This window comes from Escherichia sp. E.sYA108 (assembly GCF_011754335.1).
GTDB lineage: Bacteria > Pseudomonadota > Gammaproteobacteria > Enterobacterales > Enterobacteriaceae > Escherichia > Escherichia coli.
Window position 1 is genome coordinate 3,951,927 of sequence record NZ_JAAQVZ010000001.1, and the last position, 26,917, is coordinate 3,978,843.

11 protein-coding genes and 4 pseudogenes are annotated in these 26,917 nt (G+C 49.0%); 3 read left to right on the plus strand and 12 right to left on the minus strand.

The window, feature by feature from the left end; genetic code table 11:
• Positions 1 to 104: 104 nt before the first annotated feature.
• The 4 genes from HBM92_RS18990 to HBM92_RS19005 form a co-directional block, all read right to left on the minus strand.
• On the minus strand, positions 105 to 1,352 hold the full coding sequence (locus HBM92_RS18990) for an HlyD family type I secretion periplasmic adaptor subunit (RefSeq protein WP_001304895.1): 1,248 nt from the start codon (positions 1,350 to 1,352) through the stop codon (positions 105 to 107).
• Positions 1,353 to 1,412: 60 nt separating this feature from the next.
• Entirely contained in the window at positions 1,413 to 3,560 is a 2,148-nt protein-coding gene (locus tag HBM92_RS18995) for a type I secretion system permease/ATPase (RefSeq protein WP_000835430.1), read from the minus strand.
• A 24-nt stretch (positions 3,561 to 3,584) separates the two neighbouring features.
• Positions 3,585 to 4,745 (minus strand): TolC family protein, encoded by a 1,161-nt coding sequence (locus HBM92_RS19000; protein WP_001304896.1) that lies wholly within the window; start codon positions 4,743 to 4,745, stop codon positions 3,585 to 3,587.
• Positions 4,746 to 4,884: 139 nt separating this feature from the next.
• Entirely contained in the window at positions 4,885 to 5,187 is a 303-nt protein-coding gene (locus tag HBM92_RS19005) for a PapB/FocB family fimbrial expression transcriptional regulator (RefSeq protein WP_016265937.1), read from the minus strand.
• A 594-nt stretch (positions 5,188 to 5,781) separates the two neighbouring features.
• On the opposite strand from HBM92_RS19005, the gene HBM92_RS25910 reads away from it, so the two are divergent.
• The gene (locus HBM92_RS25910; RefSeq protein ID WP_170989054.1) at positions 5,782 to 5,895 is read left to right on the plus strand and encodes a hypothetical protein; all 114 of its coding nucleotides are present in this window, start codon (positions 5,782 to 5,784) and stop codon (positions 5,893 to 5,895) included.
• 106 nt (positions 5,896 to 6,001) lie between these two features.
• On the opposite strand, the pseudogene HBM92_RS19010 reads toward HBM92_RS25910, so the two are convergent.
• Together HBM92_RS19010 and HBM92_RS19015 are read right to left on the minus strand one after the other, a co-directional pair.
• Positions 6,002 to 7,548: pseudogene (locus HBM92_RS19010) on the minus strand (ISL3 family transposase).
• A gap of 363 nt (positions 7,549 to 7,911) precedes the next feature.
• Positions 7,912 to 8,134: pseudogene (locus tag HBM92_RS19015) on the minus strand (hypothetical protein); the annotation flags it as partial.
• 1,105 nt (positions 8,135 to 9,239) lie between these two features.
• Here HBM92_RS19015 and pic point away from each other — a divergent pair.
• Positions 9,240 to 13,355, plus strand: coding sequence for a serine protease autotransporter toxin Pic (pic, locus tag HBM92_RS19020; protein WP_001045652.1), 4,116 nt, complete (start codon positions 9,240 to 9,242; stop codon positions 13,353 to 13,355).
• Positions 13,356 to 13,601: 246 nt separating this feature from the next.
• The gene (locus HBM92_RS19025) at positions 13,602 to 13,874 is read left to right on the plus strand and encodes a PapB/FocB family fimbrial expression transcriptional regulator (protein WP_001270785.1); all 273 of its coding nucleotides are present in this window, start codon (positions 13,602 to 13,604) and stop codon (positions 13,872 to 13,874) included.
• Between the two features lie 483 nt (positions 13,875 to 14,357).
• Here HBM92_RS19025 and HBM92_RS19030 read toward each other — a convergent pair.
• The 6 genes and pseudogenes from HBM92_RS19030 to cdiA all read right to left on the minus strand — a co-directional run bounded on the left by HBM92_RS19030 (position 14,358) and on the right by cdiA (position 26,917).
• Positions 14,358 to 15,565, minus strand: a pseudogene (locus HBM92_RS19030) (IS256-like element ISEc39 family transposase).
• A gap of 73 nt (positions 15,566 to 15,638) precedes the next feature.
• Positions 15,639 to 15,890 (minus strand): annotated as a pseudogene (locus tag HBM92_RS19035) (DUF6862 domain-containing protein); the annotation flags it as partial.
• Between the two features lie 250 nt (positions 15,891 to 16,140).
• Positions 16,141 to 16,332, minus strand: coding sequence for a hypothetical protein (locus HBM92_RS19040; protein WP_000181305.1), 192 nt, complete (start codon positions 16,330 to 16,332; stop codon positions 16,141 to 16,143).
• 36 nt (positions 16,333 to 16,368) lie between these two features.
• A complete protein-coding gene (locus HBM92_RS19045; RefSeq protein WP_001313590.1) occupies positions 16,369 to 16,746 on the minus strand; it encodes a hypothetical protein in 378 nt (125 codons plus the stop codon).
• Positions 16,747 to 16,821: 75 nt separating this feature from the next.
• The gene (locus tag HBM92_RS19050; RefSeq protein ID WP_001207945.1) at positions 16,822 to 17,310 is read right to left on the minus strand and encodes a hypothetical protein; all 489 of its coding nucleotides are present in this window, start codon (positions 17,308 to 17,310) and stop codon (positions 16,822 to 16,824) included.
• Positions 17,267 to 26,917, minus strand: a complete 9,651-nt coding sequence (cdiA, locus tag HBM92_RS19055) for a contact-dependent inhibition effector tRNA nuclease (protein ID WP_000554183.1) — start codon at positions 26,915 to 26,917, stop codon at positions 17,267 to 17,269. The genes HBM92_RS19050 and cdiA overlap by 44 nt, the downstream gene beginning before the upstream one ends.

Genomic DNA, 26,917 nt, shown 5'->3' on the forward strand with positions numbered 1-26,917 from the left:
TTATTCTCCTTAAATTTAATAAAATTATTTTTTCATTGCGATACGATACAGACTTCCTGTTGAGTGTCTGTATTACGGAGCCATGATATTAATAATATAATAAATCATCGTTCCTGAAGAGCTTGTTTCATTCTGGTGATTGGTTTAATCAGGTACTGAAATACACTTTTCTGACCTGTTTTTATATCCACGCTGGCTATCATGCCAGGAATAACTGGCAATATTTTTCCGTTCCTGTCTGTCAGATAATTATTACTGGTAGTAACCAGTACTCGATAATATGCTTCATTTGGATCCAGTTTTAAATCTCCCGGCCGTTTCTGGTCACGTAAAGTATCCGGACTTACCAGTGTCACCACTCCGTCAAGACCACCATAAATGGCATAGTCATAAGCCGTCAGTTTTACAAGTGCCGGCATCCCTGTTCTGACATAGGCAACATCCCGTGGATTTATATAAGCCTCAATCAGCAACTGGTCTTCCAGCGGAATAATTTCCATTATGTCCTGTCCTGCAGAAACCACGCCTCCCAAAGTATTTACCCGAATATTTTTTACGATGCCTCTCAGGGGAGCCCTGATACGTGAACGCTCAACCGGGTCGGCTCTGCCAGCCATATTCTCTTTTGCCTGTGCAAGCTCTGCTTCTGTCTTCACTAGTTCAGCTCCAGCTTCCGTCAGGTATTTATTCTGTTTCTCATCCATCTGTAACTGCAGCTCCGCTGACTGACGCTGCATACGTAACAGTTCGACTTCCGACATCGCCCCTTCACGCACAATTGGCCGGGTCATTGCTATTTCCTTATCCAGCAGAGCCTTACTCTGCTTAAGGCCGGCGATGCTTTGTGCCAGTTCAGTCTTTCGTAGTCGATAAACAGTACTTTCCCTCTCCCTCAAATCTGCAGGCACGTCATCCGGAAATGTCAGTGATTCGGAATAAGCTTCTGCACGGAGTCTTGCCCTGACTGCTTCCAGGTTATTCACCCGGGCTTCACTTTCCCTCAGCATGGCAGAGCTTCGGGTATCATCCAGTGTCAGCAGTACCTGACCTTTCTCAACAATATCTCCTTCCCTGACCTCAAGTGTTTTCAAAATACCCGGGTCAAGGGTCTGTATAACCTGCTCCCTGCTGCCGGGAATAATACTCCCCTGACCACGGGTCACTTCATCCAGAGGACTGTTCCATGCCCAGATAACAAACGTCACTACCAGTACCAGCAGAAAAATCACCATCAGGAAAAGGGCATGATGCTTTTCCTGCTGAAGGGCTGCCTGTACATCTGTCAACAGGGCCAGGTCTGACTGCCTAACCACCTCTGACGACGCTTTATTCCGTTCCGTTTTTTCTGTCATACCCCTGCGGTCCACAAACTGTTAAACATATATGCTCTTTATTTCTTATCCGCTTGACGCTCATGAAGTTATCGCTCTGCTCTCCCCACTCTGCTGTTTCCCTGACAGTTTTTTCAGTATTTCATCGCGGGGACCATCCATCATTACCCGGCCTTCATTCATCACGATAATACGGTCAACAATATTCAGCACCTGCAGACGATGCGTCACCACCACCATTGTGCGTCCACGGCTCCAGTGATTCAGCCCTTTCAGAACAATGTTCTCTGTCTGCAGATCAAGACCCGTCGTGGGTTCATCAAGCAGAACTACCCGGGGAGAACCCAGTACCATTCTCGTCAGAGCGACCATCTGACGCTGTCCTCCTGACAGCCCCTGACCTCCTTCCCCTATCTGCATATCAAGCCCGCATGGGTGATGACGAATAAAACGGTCAAACCCGAAACGTCCGGCTGCATTAATCATATCCACATCCGACAGGCTTCCCGGAAGACGCGAAAGCTGCAGATTTTCACGCAGAGTTCCCAGAAAAAGCCGGGGATTCTGCTCAAGCAGGAAAACCTTATCCCGAACAAAACAGGGATCCAGTTGCTGCATAGCAACCCCGTCAAGGGTAATTTGTCCTTTATTTTGACGGTATAGCCCTACCATCATTTTCAGTAGCGTCGATTTACCACATCCGATAGTGCCAATAATGCCCACCTTTTCTCCGGGCCGGATACAGACAGACATACCTTTCAAGGCTGCAGGTAATTCAGGCTTATAGAAAAACGTGACTGCGCTGAAATGGAATTCCCCCTGGATATCCTTCACGGTCAGATAATGTGTCTGACTTTCCCGTTCCACCGGGCGGCGAACTATTTCATTCACCCCCTGCATAGCCAGACGGGCCTGCTGGAAACGGGTGGCCAGTGATGCTATCTGGCCAAGCGGTGCAAGCGCGCGGCCGGAAAGAATAACGGCTGCAATCAGTGCCCCCATGGTGATACGGTTATGTGGGTCATCACTGTGAATAAGGTACGTTCCCAGAATGACCAGCAGAACAGTATTAATTTGCTGAATTGCTGTGGAAAAGCTGATTATGACATTACTGGTATTTTTTACCCGAATGGACGAACGGGCGACACTTGCAGTATATCCATCCCAGCGTCGCTGAACCCAGTTAACAGCATTATTCAGCTTCAGGGTTTCTATTCCGTCCAGAGCCTCCACAAGTAATCCCTGACGCTGCGATGATTCCCGCATGGAGGCATTAATATGACGGGAAAGCGGTCGCTGCAGTAATATTCCTGCCAGAATAACCAGCGGGACCAGCGTAAGAGGTACAACCGCAAGCCAGCCTCCCACGAGCCCGATAACACTGATGAAAAGCAGAATAAAAGGCAGATCAACAAAAGCCAGTAACGTAGCGCTGGTCATAAACTCCCTGACAGACTCATATTCCCGCAAATTGCTGGCGTATGAACCAGAGGATGCCGGCCTGTCAGACATTTTTACCGCCATCACCCGACGTAGCAGAGCAGAGCTGATAATCAGGTCTGCCTTCTTACCCGCAACATCCGTCAGATAACTCCGGATTAACTTTGCAGCACACTCAAACAGAATTGCTGTAATCACCCCGATACTCAGCATCCATAACGTTTCCCAGGAACGATTAGGTATAACCCGGTCATAGACGTTCATTACATACAGGGAACTGACCAGAGCAAGAAAGTTAATGATAAAACTCGCAACAATAACCTGTCCGTAATATGCCCTGAATCGCCACAGTACCCGCCAGAACCATGCCCCGCTCATGTCATACTCTGGCAGCTCCGAGCGACGATCCTGCTTTGCCTGTGGCTGAACAAACCAACAATAACCAGAATAAACGGCCATTAATGCATCGTGAGAAAGTGTCTTACGGAGACCTCCAGGCTGAAGCACATGATACTGTCTTGCCAGACCGGCCCCCTCAATACGCACTACCACAATAGCTTCCTGAGCGTTCAATAAAAGAAGCGCCGGAACCGCAAGTGACGGGATATCTTCCGGAGATCGCCGGGAAAGATGATTATCAAATCCTTCACTACGAAGAAACTCGCCAACAGAACGAAAATCAATCCCGGATACATCTGTACGGACAGTACCGGCAGCCAGAGTCTCAGCAGATACAGGTGTACCCAGTAACGCCGTTATCTGTGATAATCCTTCAAAAATACTCTTCACTTAATTACCAACCCTTCAACCCCGTTATTTTTCTTCTTCACCAGAAAGATTCACTCCGCTCCATTTCAGGAGCATTCCCTGGGAATACAGATAATCCAGCATACCGTGGAGCATCTGATCCTCCGTCTGAACCCGGGAGAGTCCGACACTGTACAGTTCGTTTTCAGCATTCAGTAATTCAATCAGTGTTTTTCTTGCCACCTGAAACTGAAGACGATAAAAGTCCACAACTCTGGCTGAAGCCTGTTCCTGACGTCTGAGCGTTTCCATTTCCCCTCGACTTTGTCTGACTGTTATCAGAGATAATCGCCCGGTTTCATCAATCATTCGGGCGACAGAGTCCAGTCGTCCGGTAGCTGCCACTATTTGCGCAGCTTTTTCTGTAACACCATAACTGGCATTACGGTTAAAGAGGTCCCAAGACAGATTGACCCCTATCTGCTGGTCATCCCGGGTTACAGACCCCGTTAAATCCACCCGAGGGTACCGGGCAAGCTCCTGTGCTTTCAGTGCCGCTTTTTTACTCTCAACATCAGCTTGGCTGGCAAGCCACGACGGGTTACCTTTCTGTGGAGCCTGTGTAAAATCAGTTAATAATTTGGCCTCTGTCATCCTAGAAAAAGGATTTTCAAGATCAGCTTCGGTTACCGGATTTTTTGTCCAAGTGGACAGTTTTCCCAGCGTGGTTTTAAGTACTCTGCTCCTAGAATTTATCTGCTGCCGAACCATCAACCTTCTGGCTTCGGCCTGAACAAGCTCAGACTCCCGCCCGGTATCATGAATACTGATGGTATTCAGGTCATTAAGAATTGCGTTATGCCGGGAAAGGCTCTGTTCAAGTACCGCAATGGATTGTTTTTCCCTGAGTGCATCAAGATATAATGAAACAAAAGAGTGAATTGTTTCCTCTTTTGTTTCTTCCATTTTATAATGATAATATTCGGCTTCTGACTCACTCCGACGCACATCCGCCTCAATAGCCCCTGAAGCAAATATATTCACTTCACCACGAATACCGGGTAAAATATCTTCAGTGTCATAATCGTAGGAATAACGGTGACTTTGTGAAAGGAGTTTACTTCCTGTAGCTGTGACAACTGGCCAATGTGCAGAGCTTGCCTGCTCTATGCGGGATTGTGCCGAAGTTAACTCCGCCCGGGCTTCCATTACTATGGGATCGTGCATAACTGCCTCCCTAATTAAGGAGTAAAGAGGCGCACTGTTAGTGGAAAATGAAAACAACAATAATAATAACAAATGTTTACGCTTCATTTTTATGATTTTTATTTAAAATATTAATAACGTGATTGTCCGTGCTTTTGCACTAAAAACTATTATTATAATATTCACTTAGCAATGCGCAGACATTATGTATATGAGATATTTTCTTTAAGCTAATAGAAAAATAACTCAGTGAAACATCGTTTCTTTCACATACTTCTCGTTTTGTAAAACCATCTACTAAGTGCTCTCTTAATGACATAATGATCTTATCACTTCGAATTCCAGATAATTCTATTAGTAACCAGAAGTGTTCATTTGAAATGTTATTTATAGCTGGTTTTACATTAAATCGATAATGAGTTAGCGTATTCCGCTGTATATGATCTGCTATACCATTACACATTATTCAATGTTTAATTTATTATTGATTCACATTATAAATACATATTTGTTTGCATCAAATTTTTTTGCCCTCAATCAAAAAACCATTAAATGAAATTTAAAACCAATAAAACCAATAATACTAGAGATTACATCTAAAAAATTACTTCTCTGTAGGGTTTTTATCTAAAAAAAGTGAAATCTCAAAACAAAAAATTATTTATAAAATAAAACAAATGGGCATTTTTTTGGTAAAAATCAATTTTTATATGCAGATAATATCTATATTATAGATATTATTGTTATCCATCATGTAGCGACCAAGGCGGTAGTGATTAAAGGGGGGGTGGATATAAAAATTTATTGTACGTGGACTGCACCCCAAAACTTGGAGACCCAACTGATTAATGTGCAATTTTTATGGCAAAGCCAAAATATTCTCTCGAAACCAGATTGGTTGTAGTTAATCATTATCTTTCCAGACACGATGGCGCACGTCGTATCGCTAAACGTTTTGGTGTTGAAAAAACATCTGCTGGGTAAGGTAAGAGACTGGTAACTCCACGATATTGATCGTATCACATGGAAAAATGACCTCCACACTCCTGAGTTTCGACTGACGGTTGTCCTGAAGTCTCTGAGTGAAGAACTTACCACGCGCGAGGCCGCTGCACGGTTTAATATCTCAAATGAATCCGTTATCCGGCACTGGGTGAAGAAGGTCTTCTGAACATAAAACCAGGCCGGAGCAAAGACATGACAAAATCTCAAAAAACACCTCCACTTACTGATGCAGAACTGGAAAAGTGGCTCTTCTGCAACCTGGGTGGAGATTCTCATGCCAGTGGACTCATTACCCTCTGTTTGAGTAGTTCAAATCCGGCTCGACCATACATCTGGCGTTTCAACATCTTCAGGCGATTTACATGACCTTCGACAACACCATTACTCCAGCGACTGCTGATTGCCTCACATATAGCCGCAGCATCAGCTTCCATCCCCGCAGCCACGCACCGAAGTTCTGCTGAGCCGCTTTCGTGGACTCGAGTGAACAAGCTGCTTAGCTGTGATTTATTTTGGGTTTTCAGAATACGGTAGAACTCGAGTACCAGTTGCTGCGCTATTTTCAGCTCCGGTTCTTTTTCACACATCAGACTAATAAATCGGGAAGCATAATTTTCTTCACCCCTGATTATTAACCAGTGGCTTACCCGGGACACTGAAGGAAGTCTGAAGGAAGTCTGACGGCAGTAGTAACCGGTGGGATCCAGCCTTTACGCGATTTGGCAACAGCATCCCTGACGATGGTTTCACTGCCTGTACCCCCCTGGCCACCATTTCCCGCCATATCCTGCTGGCGTTATAATTACCACTTTCTCGTTGCTCTTTTAACCACTCCCTCCATGGGTCCAGAAGCCCTCGCTTTGGAGGCCGGGTTGACATTTCAGGGAATGTTCCTGAACGCCCCCTGCGACTGACTGTCACACGCGACAGGCCTGTAATACGGGATATTTCCCTGAAACTACATCCCTTGTTATGCAGGGCCATAACCTCTGTCCAAAGCTGATGCCGTTTTTTGCGGGTTTGCTGTTTAAGGCGTTCCGGACGACGGAGCGATACTGCAGGCACAGATGGTTTTGCCCCGGGTTATTCCTTTGGTGACAACTAACTGGTAACAAGACGTATCAGAGTCATATGTCTGTACATCATTCGTTCAGGCGCATCGCCAATATTGTTTAGCAGAAGCCATCGTTCAGCTACCTGTCTGGCCTGAGGTGCACCTTCACGTGCTGCTGTCGCATTGATTCCGCAGCGATCACGCGAGACAACCTGTATTTCCGGATATTTTCTGAACCAGGTCGCCAGCGTATGCTGATCGCGACCGTGCAACAGGACGAGGGGACGGTGAGTATCAAGATTGACTATTAACATACCGCAGCAGTGGCCCCGATGCCACGCCACTCATCAATACCGACATGGGGCGAGCCTGACAGTTTCGTCTCCAGGGTATTATAAGCCTGCGAAGAAGAGTATCTGCACTGCAACGGAGACCCACTGTCGTTGCTGCCCGTTTTCCAGCCTCACCTCCGGCTATTAATCCCATCTGACGCTGTAAATTTTGTAACGACTGTGAAGACTGCTGGTGTGAACTGGCTAAGGGAGCAAGCGACCCGGCAAAAATTTTACGTGAACAAGCCGGGTTACGGCAGTACCAGTGGCGGACGGAAAATACAAGCCATAGCGTCTGGCCTGTGCAGGGTAGATGCTGTATCCGGCGCCGGGGACAACTATGAACAGAATCGCTACGCTTAAAGCATTCAGGACATTGCGCTGTTTTGCGTTTTCCGCGGAGATGGAGGGTTATACCGTCAGATCTAATAATTTGTCGACTGCATTACCATCCGCAAGGTAACTGTAGAAGTGTCTTAAGAGAGTGCATTGCGTTGCCCATAACTGAAAACAGCTTAGATCCTTGTTCACCAGAAAGTTTCATCCATTTTCTTCCACCCAGGTTGCGGAAGAGCTACTTTTCATCCGTCGTTGACAAATAATGATGAGATAGTCACAGAGCAGCGTTTGGGAAGCGCACAATCACAATATTGTACGGTTGCATTATCGCGGTAGAGTATACCGCATGCTAAAAATAAGTTAAGTAAGCGTCTGAATGATATTACATACTATATGTATGGAACCAAAATACATTTTTGATTAATTACTTGCTTTTTCAGGACGGAGACGTATATCTCATCCTGGATACAACTCCACAGAGAGGAGAATTGTTTTTATCCGGAACAAATCTAGGACCACGCAGGAAACAGAGTAATACCGCAAAGTTCTAGTGATTAGCTGGACACCGCTGCTTATTAATGAGAGCAATATTTCTGTAACAAAGATAACACATTCTGAGTCAGAATAATTTCATCATCAGGTATAACCAGCAGGCAAGCTTGCGAACGGAGCGTGCACACAGCCCAGCTTGCAGCGAACGACCTGTACCAAAATGAGATACCAACAGCGTGAGCTATGAGAAAGCGCTACGCTTCCCGAAGGGAGAAAGGCGGAGAGGTACGCACAAGGGAGCTTCCAGAGGGAAAGGGAGTACCAGCTGGCGAATTTGCACTCCAACAAATAATTCCCCCTTTTCTACTCCACTACTTTTGACCATACGTCTGGCGCTTAATTCGTTGATTGTTGGCCTTGCAAGCGCCGTTAGACCTGATTCACCATACCCAGGCAGTCTTGGAAACGGAAAGCTTGCGCGTTAAGCGCACGTTTTAACTAATTCAAATACATAATGAATTGATTCAGGAATAAATTGTGATGCTCATCACAACAAAAGAAGGTAACAATAATAAAATATTTATTATTTCTTATTATTATCACTGGGAAATTATAAGAAATGTCCGATTTTTTTGAATCTTACAAATGACAATGACAATAAAAGCCGGTTGTTGCATGCATTTTCATTCTTTATCACCAATAAAAAAATAAATTTTTATTTAACATTACCCCATTAAAAGATATAGACATAAAATGAAGTTTTAAAATAGTATTTCAGCGAGAAAGTCGTTAAAAACTTAAGGTGTTATGCACATCGCACAAGTGATTATGAACAGAATGGCATTTAAACAAAATGCTGTAGTATCTCAATTACATTTACAATAAAAATAGTCATCCGAGGACAATCGATGAGGAAGTCGGGTACTCCGTGGTAAACATAATTTATGAATACTGAATGAGGCAACCTATACTTGTCATATCCGGATAAAATCACCCTCTGGTAATACTCTTAAGTAAATACCCAGGGTAACAATGTTATAAAATTAGATGGGTTATGTTTATTTTTTATAAGTAAAAATCACGAGTATAATTAATGGTGGCAGTAATAAAAACATATAAAAACAATACCGCATATGTGAAAAAAATTGCAGGAGCGGTAATTTTGTAAGCAAACGAAAAGTATTTCACTATGTAACAGACATCACAAAAATACATTAATGCAGTCACTATATTTTCCGCCCGGGTGATAACGTCTGGTTATCATTAGTACTTAAACATCATGGAGAGTCCGCAGTGAATAAAGTTTATTCTCTTAAATATTGCCCTGTCACCGGGGGACTTATTGTTGTCTCTGAACTTGCCAGCAGGGTAATAAAAAAGACATGCCGAAGATTAACGCATATTCTTCTGGCTGGCATTCCAGCAGTCTATCTGTATTACCCTCAGATATCCCAGGCGGGCATTGTCCGTTCCGATATTGCCTATCAGATTTATCGTGATTTCGCTGAAAACAAAGGGCTTTTTGTACCTGGTGCCACAGATATTCCGGTATATGATAAGGACGGAAAACTTGTGGGGAGACTGGATAAAGCCCCAATGGCCGATTTCAGCAGTGTGAGCTCAAATGGCGTTGCTACGCTTGTATCACCTCAATATATCGTCAGCGTAAAGCATAACGGAGGATATCAGAGTGTGAGCTTTGGTAATGGGAAAAATACATATTCCCTTGTTGACCGTAATAACCACTCTTCTGTTGACTTCCATGCTCCACGTCTGAATAAACTGGTTACAGAAGTTATTCCCTCAGCGATAACATCAGAAGGAACCAAAGCCAATGCTTATAAAGACACTGAACGTTACACCGCTTTTTATCGGGTGGGTAGTGGTACGCAGTACACTAAGGACAAGGACGGAAATTTAGTTAAGGTTGCCGGCGGATATGCTTTTAAAACAGGAGGAACCACAGGAGTTCCTCTGATATCTGATGCAACAATAGTCTCTAATCCCGGGCAAACCTATAATCCTGTAAACGGACCTTTACCTGACTATGGTGCCCCTGGGGACAGTGGTTCTCCTTTGTTTGCTTATGATGAACAACAAAAAAAATGGGTTATTGTTGCTGTATTAAGAGCATATGCAGGTATTAATGGTGCTACGAACTGGTGGAATGTCATACCAACAGATTATCTGAACCAGGTTATGCAGGACGATTTCGATGCCCCCGTGGACTTTGTTTCCGGACTGCCCCCCCTGAACTGGACATACGACAAAACATCAGGCACAGGCACCCTGAGCCAGGGCAGTAAAAACTGGACCATGCACGGGCAGAAAGACAATGATCTCAATGCCGGTAAAAATCTGGTATTCAGCGGGCAGAACGGTGCAATTGTCCTGAAAGACAGTGTGACTCAGGGGGCCGGTTATCTCGAATTTAAAGACAGTTACACCGTATCTGCTGAATCCGGAAAAACCTGGACGGGTGCCGGCATTATTACTGACAAGGGGACGAATGTGACCTGGAAGGTCAACGGGGTTGCCGGTGACAACCTGCATAAATTGGGGGAAGGAACCCTGACCATAAACGGAACAGGTGTAAACCCGGGAGGACTGAAAACGGGAGACGGTACCGTTGTACTTAACCAGCAGGCAGACACTGCAGGTAATGTTCAGGCCTTCAGTTCCGTGAACCTCGCCAGCGGACGACCGACCGTGGTGCTCGGAGATGCCCGTCAGGTCAATCCGGATAACATTTCATGGGGATACCGGGGAGGTAAGCTTGACCTTAATGGTAATGCCGTTACCTTCACCCGACTGCAGGCTGCCGATTACGGGGCGGTGATTACAAATAATGCACAGCAAAAATCCCGGCTTTTACTGGATCTTAAGGCTCAGGATACAAATGTCAGTGTTCCGATTGGCAGTATATCCCCCTTTGGCGGTACCGGCACACCGGGAAACCTATACAGCATGATACTCAACGGCCAGACCCGCTTCTATATTCTGAAATCTGCCAGCTATGGTAACACCCTGTGGGGGAACAGCCTGAATGACCCGGCTCAGTGGGAATTTGTTGGCACGGACAAAAACAAAGCAGTTCAGACAGTAAAAGACCGGATCCTGGCCGGGCGGGCAAAACAACCCGTTATCTTTCATGGTCAGCTGACCGGGAATATGGATGTCACCATTCCACAGCTGCCGGGGGGAAGAAAGGTCATCCTTGATGGTAGCGTGAACCTGCCGGAAGGTACCCTGAGTGAGGACAGTGGCACCCTGATATTCCAGGGGCATCCGGTTATCCACGCCTCCGTCAGTGGCAGTGCGCCGGTCAGCCTGAACCAGAAAGACTGGGAAAACCGCCAGTTCATAATGAAAACACTGTCGCTGAAAGATGCTGACTTCCATCTTTCACGTAACGCCTCGCTGAACAGTGACATTAAGTCGGATAACAGCCATATCACACTGGGAAGTGACAGGGTATTTGTGGATAAAAATGACGGAACAGGAAATTATGTCATTCTGGAGGAAGGTACCTCTGTCCCGGACACCGTGAATGACAGGAGCCAGTATGAAGGGAATATTACGCTGGACCATAACTCAACCCTGGATATCGGCAGCCGGTTCACCGGAGGGATTGAAGCTTATGACAGTGCCGTCAGTATCACCTCTCCGGACGTCCTGTTAACAGCCCCGGGTGCTTTTGCCGGCAGTTCACTGACAGTGCATGATGGCGGTCATCTTACAGCACTGAACGGTCTTTTCAGCGACGGGCATATTCAGGCCGGTAAGAACAGCAAAATCACCCTGAGCGGTACACCGGTTAAAGATACGGCTAACCAGTATGCCCCTGCTGTATATCTGACGGACGGATATGACCTGACCGGCGATAACGCAACACTGGAAATTACCCGTGGAGCACATGCTTCCGGTGATATTCATGCCTCTGCGGCATCAACAGTTACCATCGGGTCTGACACGCCGGCAGAACTGGCTTCTGCGGAAACGACTGCATCGGCGTTTGCCGGCAGTCTTCTTGAGGGCTATAACGCAGCATTCAATGGTGCCATAACCGGTGGCAGGGCTGATGTCAGTATGCATAATGCACTGTGGACTCTGGGTGGGGACTCCGCCATCCACACTCTTACCGTCAGAAACAGCCGTATCAGTTCTGAAGGAGACCGTACTTTCCGTACCCTGACGGTGAATAAACTGGATGCAACAGGCAGTGATTTTGTTCTGCGTACGGACCTGAAAAATGCCGATAAAATTAATGTGACTGAAAAAGCCACGGGTTCAGATAACAGCCTGAACGTCAGCTTTATGAAGGATCCGGCTCAGGGACAGTCCCTGAATATTCCTCTGGTCACGGCACCGGCGGGAACTTCAGCAGAGATGTTTAAGGCCGGCACCCGGATGATAGGTTTCAGTCGGGTGACTCCAACCCTGCATGTTGACACCAGTGGTGGCAATACGAAGTGGATACTGGACGGTTTTAAAGCGGAGGCTGATAAAGCCGCTGCCGCGAAGGCTGACAGTTTCATGAATGCCGGGTATAAAAACTTCATGACGGAAGTCAACAATCTGAACAAACGTATGGGTGACCTGCGTGACACAAACGGTGATGCCGGAGCCTGGGCGCGCATCATGAGTGGTGCCGGTTCTGCAGACGGTGGTTACAGTGATAATTACACCCATGTTCAGGTCGGCTTTGACAAAAAACATGAACTGGACGGAGTGGACCTGTTTACCGGTGTCACGATGACCTATACCGACAGCAGTGCAGACAGCCATGCGTTCAGCGGCAAGACGAAATCGGTGGGGGGCGGTCTGTATGCTTCAGCATTGTTTGAGTCCGGTGCCTATATCGATTTGATTGGTAAATATATTCACCATGACAATGATTACACAGGTAACTTTGCCGGTCTGGGAACGAAACACTACAACACCCATTCCTGGTATGCCGGTGCTGAAACGGGTTACCGCTATCACCTGACAGAGGAAACGTTCATTGAGCCGCAGGCTGAACTGGTTTACGGCGCCGTGTCCGGGAAAACATTCCGCTGGAAAGACGGTGATATGGACCTGAGCATGAAGAACAGGGACTTCAGTCCGCTGATTGGAAGAACAGGGATTGAACTGGGCAAGACCTTCAGTGGTAAGGACTGGAGTGTGACGGCCCGTGCCGGGACCAGCTGGCAGTTTGACCTACTGAATAATGGTGAGACGGTACTGCGTGATGCGTCCGGGGAGAAACGGATAAAAGGCGAGAAAGACAGCCGGATGCTGTTTAATGTTGGTATGAATGCGCAGATAAAGGACAATATGCGCTTTGGTCTGGAGTTTGAGAAGTCAGCCTTTGGTAAATATAACGTGGATAATGCGGTAAACGCAAATTTCCGGTATATGTTCTGATGTGGGGGAAAGGCTGCCGGAAGGCAGCCTTTCTCAGAGATTCTTAAAATATAAAACAGTATTTTCTTAATCATCCTTCTTATGGTAGTTCTGTATGAGCCATGAATATATTATTCATGTTTTGTAAAAACTTACATTGCAAAAAAATTATTCTTTCATGTCTTATAACTTGAAGGGGAGTAAGGTGATTTCATTACATAATGAATTACAAAATGATTTTATAAATACAAGTTGGTGAGTGTGTATATGCGTTATTCTTCTTATGCAAAAAAAACATATAATTCAGGATTACAACGAGCAAGTGTAAATGATGAGCACTTTTCGCTTCTGATTGAAATATCACCAATCAGAAGTGAAAAAACAATAGTGGCTCTTAGAGAATATTTGGTTTATGGTTACTCAAAACAAGAAAGCTGTGACAGAAATAATGTATCCAATAGTTATTTTTGTTTGTGTCTGAAAAAACTGAATTATACCCATGGTATTGTATCTGCCCTGAAATATTTCTATCAAACATAAAATATAATCATAATATCGCTTTACCTCCCAAAATACAGCTGAACTTTATGACTTGGCTGATAAAGTGATACTACGATGAAAACTGAATTTGTTTAAAAATCCCGGGCGTCAGTCCTCTGATTGCTGCAGTATTTTTCAGCAAAATTGATGCCACATAGTTCTCTGGCCGGTGACAATTATCGACATGGTTCGGATTCGCTCCCCGCCAGCACAGCTCTGGCGGTAAACAGCACTACCTTCTGTGGTCAAAAATAGCAACCAGTGTCTGATAGCTTTCATTCTCCGTGATGCGAGTTTCGTAATGTGCGGTGTGAAAAATGCGTATTTTCATGGTAGTAGAACACCCAATAACGGCGTTTTTCAAGCTAATTGTCGCCTTTTGTAATAAAATTACATTATGCTGTTTCTTTTCTGGATTCAGATACACTGCCTGAATATGTTCCCAGTCGACCCTGTAAATAATTCTGTGTAACTGCCGCCGTATTAAAGGTGCTCGCTAAGGCGGTCACCAAACTCGATAATAAAACGGCTCATTGCCAGCCGCCAGTTCTGGATTGGCATACTCCATTTTTTTGACGCCGACTGTATCGCCAGATAAATCACTTTTCGCACCGAGTCGTCCGTTGGGAACACCTTGCGCTTCTTTATCGCCTGCCGAATGACGCTGTTCAGCGATTCGATGGCATTCGTCGTGTAGATGGCCTTGCGGATATCCGGTGGGTAACCGAAGAAGGTGTTGAGATTTTCCCAGTGTGTGCGCCAGCTCTTGCTGATTTGCGGGTATTTTTCATCCCAGACGCCTGCAAACTTATCCAACGCCATCAACGCCGCTTCCTCTGTCGGGGCCTGATATACCGCTTTCAGCCCGCTGGTGACGGCTTTGTAATCCTTCCACGACACGAATTTCAGGCTGTTGCGCACCATATGGATGATGCAGAGCTGAATATGCGTCTGCGGGTACACGCTATTTATCGCTTCCGGGAAGCCTTTCAGGCCGTCCACGCAGGCAATCAGGATGTCCTGAAGGCCACGATTTTTCAGCTCAGTCAGTACACCCAGCCAGAACTTTGCACCTTCATTTTCTGCCAGCCACATACCCAGCAGCTCTTTCTGACCGTCGGTATTGATGCCCAGCGCGAGGAACACCGCTTTGTTAATGACACTCCCGCCGTGACGAACCTTAACCACAATACAGTCAAGATAAACAATGGGATACAGTGCATCCAACGGTCGATTTTGCCATTCAGAGACCTGCTCTTTAACCGCATCGGTCACTTTGGATATCAGCGTGGGCGAGACATCGGCGTCGTACATTTCTTTGAACGTGGCAACGATTTCCCGCGTAGTCATGCCTTTGGCATACAGGGACAAAATCTGGCTGTCCATCTGGGTGATGCGTGTCTGATGCTTCTTAATTAGTTGCGGTTCGAAGGTATTTTCACGGTCACGCGGCGTGTTAAGTTCGATCTCGCCATCATCGCACAATACCGTTTTTGACGAGTAGCCATTACGGGTATTAGAGCCTGATTTAGGAGCATTTTTCTCATGACCGAGATGGTCAGTCAGTTCTGCATTGAGCGCCGTTTCGACGGTAAGCTTTGTCAACATGCGTGAAAACTGGTTGAGGTCGGCTTCGGTTTTAAGGCCTTTGGCCAGTCAGCCGCAAGGGCTTTAAGTTTCTTTTCGTCCATCGTTTGCCTGTCTCCGTTGTTGGAGTGAACATATCAAAAACAGGCAATTACACAATTTTAATTACAGTCTCTTATAAGGGCCATCTTCGTACCCTTCTTTCGACGCAATAACTTTCAGCCTTGCGCTAGCACACGCTGAACTCCCCGCATTACCATTACTGCAGGCAGCAATAACCTCCTTATCACTGGCAATATCTTTTTCAAGCAATGCATCATATTTCTGCTGTACCTTTTCACGTTCTGCCGGATCTTTACTGTTTTTAAGCGTCTGTTTTGCTATCTCAAGTTCTGTCTTTTCAGACACGCTCAGGTAGTTATTCTCAACTAAAGCCCTTTGCCCTAAAAAGATATAACAAAACCCAACAAAAACCTAATATGCCCCCCCCCCAGACCACCCAACTGAGCAGCATAAACAATATCGCTCCACAAAACTTCAAAAATCCCGCTTTGAAACCATGCTAACGCTACAAACGTTAGTTTAGTTATTATGGCCGCTAAGATCATGCCAATAAAACACAATAAGAGAATTGAACTGCATATAATAAACTTACCTATTACCACTCGAAAAGAATATTTCATTTCTTGAGTTCCTCAGATACTTTATCTGTTACTTTTCCACCTAGCTCGGATCCTATAGAACCGCCAATATCTCCAGCAGTTCCAGGAATATTGCTCGGTTTCATGCCTTCTCGAATGATATCGTTACGATTTACTTCAGCATATTTTATCCATGTTGGATCGTACTTAGGATCCCAGCCATTTGTCACCCATTTTCCTACAGCATTCGTAATCTTATCTGTCCCCTAAGTAATACCTTTACCGATACCATACCCAGCAGCAGAACCGATACCATTTGAAATTGCACCAGACAGAGGATCTTTGTTGCCGATCCAGTTACCCAGCGCACCACCTGCAGCATTCCAGCCCACAGTCCCCGCCAGGCCATTACCCATGCTGAACACATTCCCCCAGCCTGCAATGGCTGCGTTTGCCGGATCTACAGTACCATCAGCCAGATAACTGATACCAGCATTCGCACTTGCTCCAAGTCCCCACATTACCTGAGCACTACCGGGGAGTAGTGCCACAGTACCTGTTGCCAAAGCCAGCCCTACAGCATCCCTCTCATTCATTGCTTTCTGGCAGGCGGCACCGGAAGAGTTTTCTGTACATGTCGCCATGTCGATACCATGCTGGCGTATCCACGCAGCATGAGCATATTCACTACCGCCAAGTAAATTATTCTCAACAACAAATCAACGATAAAAACGATTTAATATCAATATGATGAATAATAATCGTGACAACCATAAAAATATTAACCTTAGTTTTATTTTTAGGTTGAAAAAAAGCTCTCTTACAAAAATAATTTTTGTCTTACCATATTCCAGATTAGAAAAAAAACGACAGTGTATAAAAAATAAAACAACACCTAAAAACCATACTATATCGACCAAGTAATTCTTAACAAGTGGATTACGATTATGATCAAAAGCCAATCCAAATATAAAAACACAGATAACCGATAGTGCAGAGGCATTTGCTCTCATGTCAGAACTAAAAAATATATAATCAAAAAACAAAAAAGAGTCCCGGGCAAATTTTACACCACCGAGATCTTTATATATAAACAAAGCAAATAGCACTGTGAAGGAAAATATTGACAGCGCAAGCATCAATAAAAATAGTAAACTATAAAAATTATTTAAAATCATATCGATAAACCTCACTTGTTGAAGTGCCATTAACGTCAACGCCTTTAATTTCAGTTGCACTCCAACCCCAACTTGGGCCAAAACCAAAAGTGAAACTAACACCATCTTTACCCGTAGAAAGCCCCACTGCACCAACGCCAAAACCACCATTTATCGAATAATCGTTATCATTTGAATTTATTAATCCCGGGAAATACGGGCCAAAGGATAATCCGATCGAGGCTCCGCCATGAGCACCTATACTATAAATATCCCCTTGATTAACTGAAATATGATTGTCATCTATAGTTCCGCTTAAAGTATAACCCCGGATAAAGCTAACATCACCGCCAGCCTGAACTACCGGGTGTACTTTATATGTTGTCCCCCAAGAAGGCCCTTCACCAATAGCTATACGATTCATCCCTTCTTGAACCTGCTCCGGTGTCAGATTATTGTCCTGAGCATACTGATTCCACGAGGCTACGGCCTGTCCGTAATCCTGTGTTCCTGATGGCAGGATATTGTTCCAGCCATCACTGAGTGAGTTATTCTCAACAGCATTCTTCCCGCTTTGTGCTCCCACTGCTGCTGATGCGGTGCTGTTTCCGGTAAGACCGCAGGCCAGCCCTGCTGACACAGTTGCCAGCGTACTTATCGTCTGCTTCTGCTCTTCACTGAGGTCTGACTGCTTCACGCCAGGATACAGCATTCCGGTAATCGCTCTGGCTGCCAGCTCTCCCGTTGCTGCGCCTGCTGCACCGGCAGCGACATTATTACCCTGCATTGCCGCCACTGCGCCGCCCAGAATGGCGTGAGCAATGGCGTTTACTGCCGGGTCTTTTTCTGTTGATTTCAGCAGATGTGCCAGTTCCGGTGCTGAAGCTCCGGCCAGAGCACCTGCTAAATTACCCCCCGCCAGCCCCTGAAGCGCCGCTGTCGCGGCCTGGATACCCCGCTGAATTTCACTGCCGGTACCATACTTCGCCATTTCATTCCTGTAAGCCTGCGTGTCACGCAGTTTCGCAAGATATTCCTGACGTTGTTTCTCTGTTGCATTAGCAGGAAGTGTTTCGCCGGTTGCTTCCTTCGCGGCCTTCAACGCATTCAGTTCTCCCTGTGTACGCGCAATATCCGCCACCTGACTGCCTATGTCACTGATAAGCCCCACTGTCTGCAGACGCCTCTGCTCTTTCTCCTTGTCAAATATCGGGCTGATACTGTCATTAGCGTGCGCAGGGTCACGGCTCAGGTTCGCCAGATTCTGCTTCTGATTGTCCCTGTCCCGGATGGTGATAGTGCCTTCTGCCACTGCGGCCTGAGTCGTTCCTTCCGCATGTCCGCTGTGACCTCCGGCGGATATCATGCCACCCGGCATGTTACCCTGAAATTTATCCCCGAAGCTGCCACCACCGCTCAGACTGATTCCACTGTGACTGACTTTATAATCCGCTTCGTTGTGAAGGTCACTGAACCCCAGCGTTCCGGTATCCAGGTGGTTTTTATCCGGTGTGGCAGTGGAGGCAATCACCGCACCATCCAGTTGGGTATGTCTGCCCACTGTAATGTCGAAGCCACCATCACCGGCAAACATTCCGGTTTGTTCAGCAACGGAGTCAAAGCGGCTCTTCATCTTATCCCGGGAGGCAGCGATGTAACCTGAGCCGGTCATGGAGCCAAAGGTAAAACTGCCGCCGGCAGCCACGCTGGTCTGTTTACTGTCGTACTTACTGGTGTCCTGCTGGCTGCTTATCAGCAGGTCGTGGCCCACATCGGCGATAATCCTGTTGCCGTTGACCTGAGCACCGTTCAGTACCGTATCCCGACCACTGTTGATGGTGACGGTTTTACCGCTGTCTGTTGTGGTTTCAGTCCACTCAGTACCGTTACCTTTCTCGCTGCCTTTTGCCGCATTAACGCCGGCAAAGACGCTGATACCGGCACCGTTACCACCGGCACCGATACTGACACCCACGCCACCGCCACTGCTGCTGTTCCTGCCCGTTGTTTTTTGTGTGTTTGCGGCGCCACTCAACAGAATATCATTCGCGGCATCCAGGCTTGTGTTACCACCGGCCTTAAGCTGGCTTCCGGCAATCACAATATCTCCGCGGTTATCGCCCCTGTTTTTACCGGTTGCGACAACAGACAGATTATTCCCGGCATTCAGCGTACTGCCGGATACTGTGTCACTTTCAGAATGTTGTTGTGATTTCGATTTCTGGGTGGTGAGCGACAGGCTGACTCCCATCGCATTCGGGTCACCGGTTGCGGAGGCCATTGTCGCAGCCTGTCCGGCCTGCACACCAGACAGCGCTGTCTTTGTGGCCTGCAGGGCTTTCAGACGGCTGTCACTGCTCTCCTTCGTCTCCTGTGCACTGGTAACCGCATTATTGATGGCACTGCCCACCGTGCCGGAAAGGGCAACCGTCAGCCCGCTTTTCTTCTGCTCAAATTTTTCGTCCACAGTACGACGGTCATGCCCCGGGTCAACCACCACACTGTCACCGGTAATGCTGATATCCCGGTTCGCAATCACATCCGAACCGCTGATATGAGCCTGTTTGCCCGCGGTAATACTGACATTACCGGCAGTGGAGCCGATGGTGCTGGCACTCTGACTCTGCGTTGTCCCGGCCTCGCGCCGGTCGTGCGTTGTCTTACTGCTGCCAATGGTGAAACCAATACCGCCGGTACCCATCAGACCGGATTTCTTCGTTTCCTTAAAGCGCCAGGACGTATCTGTACTGGTGGCAGCAAGAACATCAACATGGTTACCCGCCGCCAGTGACACATCCCGGTCAGCCACCACATCCGAACCCTCTACCGTCAGGTTATCACCGGCGTTAACGGTCACGCGGTTCCCCGACAGCAGGGAGCCTGCTTCACGGGTGGCACTGTCCTCACTGATGGTGCGGGTGGTTTTCTTACTGAGAAAACCTCCGCTTTTTTTCTTCGTTTCCAGATAGTGATAGTCACTTTCTGTCGCCGTGGTCAGGGCAACATCACGACCGGCATTCACGCTGATATTGCCGGTTGCGGTAACGGATGACGCAACAGCGGTGATATCCCGTCCTGCGTTGACGGTGGTGTCACCACCGCTGGCGATTTCCGTTCCCTGCTGACGGACTGTCTCGTTAATCTCTTTCTTTTTCTTCGACGTATAGCTGTCGCCTGCGCCGGCAGACTCTGCCACCAGGTTCACATCACGTCCGCCCCGGATGACCACGTTATTTTCCGCAGCCATACCGGCAGCCTGACTGGCAATATCACGACCGGCAACAAGGAGGAAGTTATCGCCCGCTGTCACCGTGGACACAGCTGCGTGGCTTTCATGACTTTCTGACCTGCCGTTGCGACTGTTTTTGCTTTCCCTGACTGCATTCAGACTCAGGTCGTTACCTGCAGAAAGCAGGGCGCTGTGCCCGGCAGAAACAGAGGATGCCGTGACATCCAGATTATGGCCTGCAGCCATCGCCAGGTTACCGCCGGCGCTGATGCTGCTGCCCTGTGAGGTGGTGGATGATGAACTGTTGTCATCAGTGTGCCAGAAACCGGACTGACTTTTGCTCCCACTTATCAGGTTTGCGGCAATGTTGATATCATTACCCGCAGACATTCCAAGGTCTCCACCGGACGAGACCGTTGCCCCGGTAATATCAATGTTTTTCCCTGCATCCAGCGAAAGTGAATCAGTGCCTTTAATGGTCGCAACCGGACCGGTGTCCGTACCGCTGAGATGCACACCACCATATTGGCTGTCACTGCCCGCATTCCATTGCTGACGCCGGGTGATATTGCTGATGTTGCCACTCACGCTTTCCAGTTGTACGGTTTTACCGCTGATGACTGAGCTGATATTGCTGATATCCCCGATGGCGCTCAGGTCCAGGCTACCGCCCGCGCTTATCAGCCCCGCATTCAGGTTGTCGATATAGCCGGAACTGTCGAGCGAGAGGTCGTTCTGTGCGTTGATGCTGCCGCCGCTGTTGGTGATATTGCCGCCCGCAAGTTGCACGTTGTTCCCGCTGATAACGCTGCCGTTATGCAGGGTGATATCTTCCGGCGACAGATACAGTTTCGGGACCATGACTGTTTGTCCGTTGATGGTGACTGACTCCCACCACAGTATGCTGCCGTCAAGCTGAGCAATCTGTTCAGCTGTCAGCGCCACACCAAACTCTAATCCCAGTCCTTTCTGTTGTCTGGCCGCGTTATCCATCAGATACCGCATCTGTTCCGTGTCTGAACCCAGTCCGTTGAGATAACGTGAACCCGTCCGGCTCAGCACCGCGTTACTGACATACCGGGTATCAAAGACCGCATCCCCCAGGAAACGATAATCTTTTTCCGGTTTCAGCCCGAGGCGGTCAAGAAAATACGATGAGCCCAGAAACTGTTTTTCATCGGTATACGACGGAGCCGTTTCACGTGGCGCCTGACCCGGCTTCGCTCCAAGAAGCTCATACAGTCCGGCAAACAAATGGCTGTCCACCTGTCCGAGACCATCCAGTTTCGGGTTCACCGTAATCAGATACGGACTGTCCGGGTCCGTGGACGGAACCAGGTATCCATTGTTGCCGGAAGGCAGTGGCCAGTCATCACTGATACCGGTCTGACCGGTCAGTGGCGAACCTCCGGCAATATTTTTCAGGGCACCTGCCAGTTCATCGTGCCATTGCGGAGAGCCAACCACCACCGGCTCATACTGCTGCAGCGCTGTCTGTGTCAGACTGTCTCCGCCGGTCTGCTGACTTAACGTATTCAGTACAGGTGCAGAGACCACCGGACTGACACTACCTGCATGTGCAGTGGTTGTTCCGTTATTGATACTGCTGGTAAAACGGGTCTTAACATCCCCGCCCGCCTGAATAACGGAATAATACGTCTTACCGGGCGTGTAATCTTTTTCCCGGCCATCCAGTGAAAATCTGATGGTATTGTTTTCAAATTCCGGTGACAGCAGGGGCAGTTTATCCAGAGAGCCTGTTGCATAGCTACCGTAAAACGTTTTCGGGTCGTAGCGGTATACCAGATATTCATTCTCTGTCCCCGTCTGCCAGCTCTGATTGCTTAACTCTCTGCCCGAGAGTGCGATATCCCCATTCGCCAGGATAAATGACGCCCGGTTTTCCAGTCGTTCAGCCTCAGCAGAAAGATTACGCCCTGACGCAATGCGGCCTGCCGGATTATCAGCACCGGTTACTGTTGTGATGTTCTGGCTGCTGAGAAAGCGCTGTGTGGCACTGTCAGCAAACGGCGCGTAATAATAAAGCGTATCCATTGTGATATTGCATGCCCCGTGCCCGTTGCAGGGCGTACCGTGCTGATTTTCAACTTCACGGGTGAAATAGCCATAGCTGCCGTCAGGAAGAAGGGAAAGGGGAATATCAACCAGAGCATTTCCCATTCCCTGAATGGATGAGGGGTTAGTCCGGGTTGTTGTTGTGGCAGAAAATCCCTCCCGCTGGTTCAGAAGATGCCCGGTTCTTACAACAATATCGCCCTGATGCGTCTCAATATTCCCGGAATTATTGATAATCTCTGTGTTTGCACCGCCGGAAGCATCCTTCTGTACCCACAGACTGTTGCCGGCCAGGATATCACCATGCTGGTTATGCAGACGGTCTGTAAACAGCTTCAGGTTATTCCCCGCATAAATCAGCGCACTGTTCAGCAGGGTACCGGCCACATTCATTGTCAGACTGCCTGCCGTGCCGGTAAAACCACTGATGGTGATATCACTCCGGCTGTTCAGACTCACATCGCCACCGCCCTGAAGTGAACCCGGTGCGTTAAGGAAAAGACGCTGTGCGCTGAAAACACTGTTGCCTTTACCGGCAGTCAGCGTTCCATTGTTGGTGAATGCCTCTCCGGCACCGAGCACCATGGCATCACCCTGCATGACACCGCCGTTGGTGATGGCATTTTGCGACGTGACGGAAAGGGTTTTCCCTGCGGCCAGGGTACCATGATTCGTGAGGGCAGCAATCAGTTTCAGTGTGACATCACCGGTGGCCACCACCTGCCCCTGACCACTGAAGTCCTGAGCGTCAAGCAGCAGGTTGCCTGCACTGTACAGCCGCCCTGTACCATTTTGCAGCAGTGAACTGCCCTTGACGCCAAGCCCGGAGGTTCCCAGCAGGGTACCGCTGTTGCTGAATGTGTGGTAATTCACCAGCAGGTCCGCACCCTGAAGCGTACCGGTATTATTCAGCGTGGTTCCTTTAACGTCGGCACTGCCGGTGGCAAGTACGCGTCCGCCGTTGACAGTATTCACCACATCCAGCAGCAGGGTGGCAGCCTGTACCAGTCCGCTGCCGGTGTTCGCCAGCACCTGCGCCGTCAGCGTGAGGTTACTGCCGGAGAGGATTTTGCCGTCGTTCTGCAGACGGTCTGTGGCGTTCAGGGAAACCCCGCCTCCACCCTGTATCGTGCTCTGGTTACTCAGGGTCGCAGTACTGACATTCAGTGCATTCCGGCTCATCAGAACACCACCGGAACGGTTGTTCACGCCACCGGAGGCTGTCAGCGTCAGCGTTTCGCCCTGCAGATGCCCGCCGTTTGTGAGTTGTCCTGCCGTGATGGTGGTGACATTTCCCTGTAATTGCCCGTCGTTTGTGACACTGTCTGCCTTCAGCGTCAGCACACCTGCACTGAGCAGTTTTCCGTTCGCCTGATTGTTCAGCGTCTGATTCACCGTGAGCGTGAGAGTATCCACACCGGTGATGTCACCCGCACTGGTCAGTGAGTTCGCCTTCAGGGTCAGATTTTTTGCAATCCATTGTCCGCTGTTGCTTAAATTCAGTGCACTGAGCGCCATTTCACCGTTCGAGGTGACTTTGCTGCCCGCTGTGCTGACGAGCTCACCCGTCAGACGTGCAGTCAGGCTGTCAGCCGCCTGGATCGCCCCGCTGTTTGCCAGACTGTCTGCGGTGATCAGCACCCGTTTGCCCTGCCAGTGTCCGGAACTGGTAATACTGCCTGCGGTGATTGTCAGATCGCCGCTGGTCAGCAATGAACCTCCGTTATTCATCAGCGCAGGTTGAGGGGATGCCATACGGGCGGCAAGCGTCAGTGCGGCGATCCCGGTGAGCGTGCCACTGTTGGTGACACTGTTCTGGCGAATCGTGACATGGTTACCCTGGACAGTGCCGCGGTTATCCAGTGAATTTCCATCAAGGGAGAGCGTGCCGGCCGAAAGCAGACTGCCCCGGTTGTCCGTGGTGGCTGCTTTCAGCGTGGTGTCACCCTGGCTCATGATATCGCCGGTACTGGTCAACTGACCGGTTGCCGAAGCAGTAAGGTTACCGGTTGCCAGCACGGAACCACTGTTCGCCCATCTGTCCGCCTGCACGGTGATATTCTGTCCCTGCGTGGTCCCTGCGGTATTCAGTGTTTTGCCCCGGAGGGAGAGGTCGTCCGCCGTCAGCCAGCGTCCGTGACTACCCTGTGAGAGGGTGTCGCCAGCAAGCGCCAGTGCACCGGCGCCCTGCAACAGGCCGTCACCATCCAGCGTGGTCGCCCTGACGCTCAGCGTGTCAGCGATGATTTTTCCCGGATTGCTGAGGGAGACAGCATTTAACATTAAACCATTATCACCGGTGATAAGCCCGCTGTTGCGGATGTCCGGTATATCCAGCGTCAGGTCTGCAGCACTGTACAGCGTGCCGTTCTGCTGATTATCAAGCCTCTGTGTGTTAACGGTGAGTGAGGCCTCCCCCTGCAACAGACCGCTGTTGGTCAGGGTCTGTGACTGTGTATTCAGGGCGGAACCAACAAGTACGCCGCTGCTGGTCAGTTCCGGCGCACTGAGGCTGAGCGACGGGGCACTGCTTTTCCCGCTGTGGGTGAGCTTTTCACTGGCGTTCACCACCATGGTCTGTTGTGCTGCCTGCGTACCTGCAAGACGTGCATCTCTGGCGTTGATGCTGAGATTTTTGCCGCTCTGAAGTTGTGCGCCCGCTGCGGTACTCAGTTTGTCTGCCTGAACCCGGAGGGTGTCACCGGCACTGGTTTCCCCGTCCAGCGCCACTGTTGTCACATTCAGCGTCATCGCAGCATCGCTGTGGGTGACCGATTTTTTACCGGAGCTCAGCGTCTGCGCACTGACCGTCAGCCCTTTGCCGCCGGACAGCACACCGTTCTGTGTCACATCCTGCGCCTTCAGCACCAGTGCATCATCGCTCACCAGCAAACCTGTACTGGTCAGTTTCCCACTGGCCATGATATCCACTTTGCCCTTCGCGCCAGTGCGGCCGCTCTGGGTAAAGTCGCGGGTATTCATGGTCAGGGGACCGCCACTGAGCAGGGAGCCACTGTTGCTGAGCGTTGTACTGCCGAGCGTCAGGGTAGCTCCCTGAACGGCGCCACTGTTATTCAGCGTACCGGCATTGAGTCCCGCATGACTTTTCGCCAGCAATATTCCGTCCTGCGTCAGCGTGGTGGCGCTGGCCGTGAGATTCTGCCCGGCGGTTATCTGTCCCTGTGTTGTCAGCGTGTCACTGGCGACAGTCACGATATCGCGGGCCGCGTTAATCTGGCTGGCGGTATCCTGTGTGATGTTTTTCGCGGCAAGCGTTACATCCCGGCCGGCAGTCAGTTTTTCATTCTGTTGAGTGATTCTGCCGCCGGCGGTCAGGCTGAGGTCCTTGTCGCTGTTAAGCGTTCCATTGCTGAGAACGATATCTCTCCGGCTGCTGACGCTCAGGTTACCTCCCGCTTTATGGTCGCCGGTTAAGGTGACGCCCTGACCTTTTGCAGTGACGGCCCCCGTGGCGAGACTGTTGTTGACAGTCAGTCTGCCGCTGGCATCCAGGGTGATATCGCCATCGCGGGCATAAAGGTTACCAAGATTAACCCCGACACCACTTTCAGTGGAGGTCAGATGAATACGCCTGGCGTACATTCCACCGAGAGCGCCGGTATCAACGGCAACTTTCGGCACATCACCTTCGCCCTTCAGGGCTCTGACACGACCATCTGCAGTTACACGGTTAGCGCCTGCAGTGACAGTTAAATCCTTCGCATGAAGCGCGGCATTCACTTCCGTTGCACGGGCAATAATGGATACGGCATCGCTCCGGGTGCCGTCCAGGCCCGCGCCATTGATGGTGATACTGCCTTCAGTCACCTCCAGCGCCTGCAGGCTGCCGTCGGCATTCATCACAGGTTTGCCCGTGGTGAGCGTCGCGTGCGGCGTGTTGATAAAGCCACAGCCGTCACAGGTGATACCATACGGGTTGGCAACCATCACATTCGCCGCTTTGCCGGCCACTTCCGTATAGCCCTGCAGCAGTGAACGCTTACCGCCGGTCACTTCGTTGATGATACCCTTCGCTTCCCCGCCCGCTTTCAGGTTCGGGTTATTCTGTATCAGTCCACCAAGCTGCGTCGGATTAAGCTTACCGGTGGCATTATTGAGAATCAGCCCTTCCTTCCCGACGTTGTAATCCGTAAACCGGTTATGCGAAATCCCGGCCCCGTTCGGCGTGGCAATGTTCACGACCGGCACACCATTTGCCGCTTTATCCATTCCGGCCCCGTTTTGTGGGGTGATGACGGCCCCCACAGCCGGTAACAACGGCTGCCCGGCGATAATCGCACTGACCAGGTAACTCAGCAGGCGGTAAGTGAAGCGAACGGGAGGCTGATGCAT

Excerpts from the sequence above, each read along its gene's own strand:
- HBM92_RS18990 (WP_001304895.1), bottom strand. The coding sequence starts at position 1,352 with ATGACAGAAAAAACGGAACGGAATAAAGCGTCGTCAGAGGTGGTTAGG.
- HBM92_RS19000 (WP_001304896.1), bottom strand. The coding sequence starts at position 4,745 with ATGCACGATCCCATAGTAATGGAAGCCCGGGCGGAGTTAACTTCGGCA.
- HBM92_RS19005 (WP_016265937.1), bottom strand. The coding sequence starts at position 5,187 with ATGTGTAATGGTATAGCAGATCATATACAGCGGAATACGCTAACTCAT.
- HBM92_RS19025 (WP_001270785.1), top strand. The coding sequence starts at position 13,602 with ATGCGTTATTCTTCTTATGCAAAAAAAACATATAATTCAGGATTACAA.
- HBM92_RS19045 (WP_001313590.1), bottom strand. The coding sequence starts at position 16,746 with ATGGCGACATGTACAGAAAACTCTTCCGGTGCCGCCTGCCAGAAAGCA.
- HBM92_RS19050 (WP_001207945.1), bottom strand. The coding sequence starts at position 17,310 with ATGGCACTTCAACAAGTGAGGTTTATCGATATGATTTTAAATAATTTT.
- cdiA (WP_000554183.1), bottom strand. The coding sequence starts at position 26,917 with ATGCATCAGCCTCCCGTTCGCTTCACTTACCGCCTGCTGAGTTACCTG.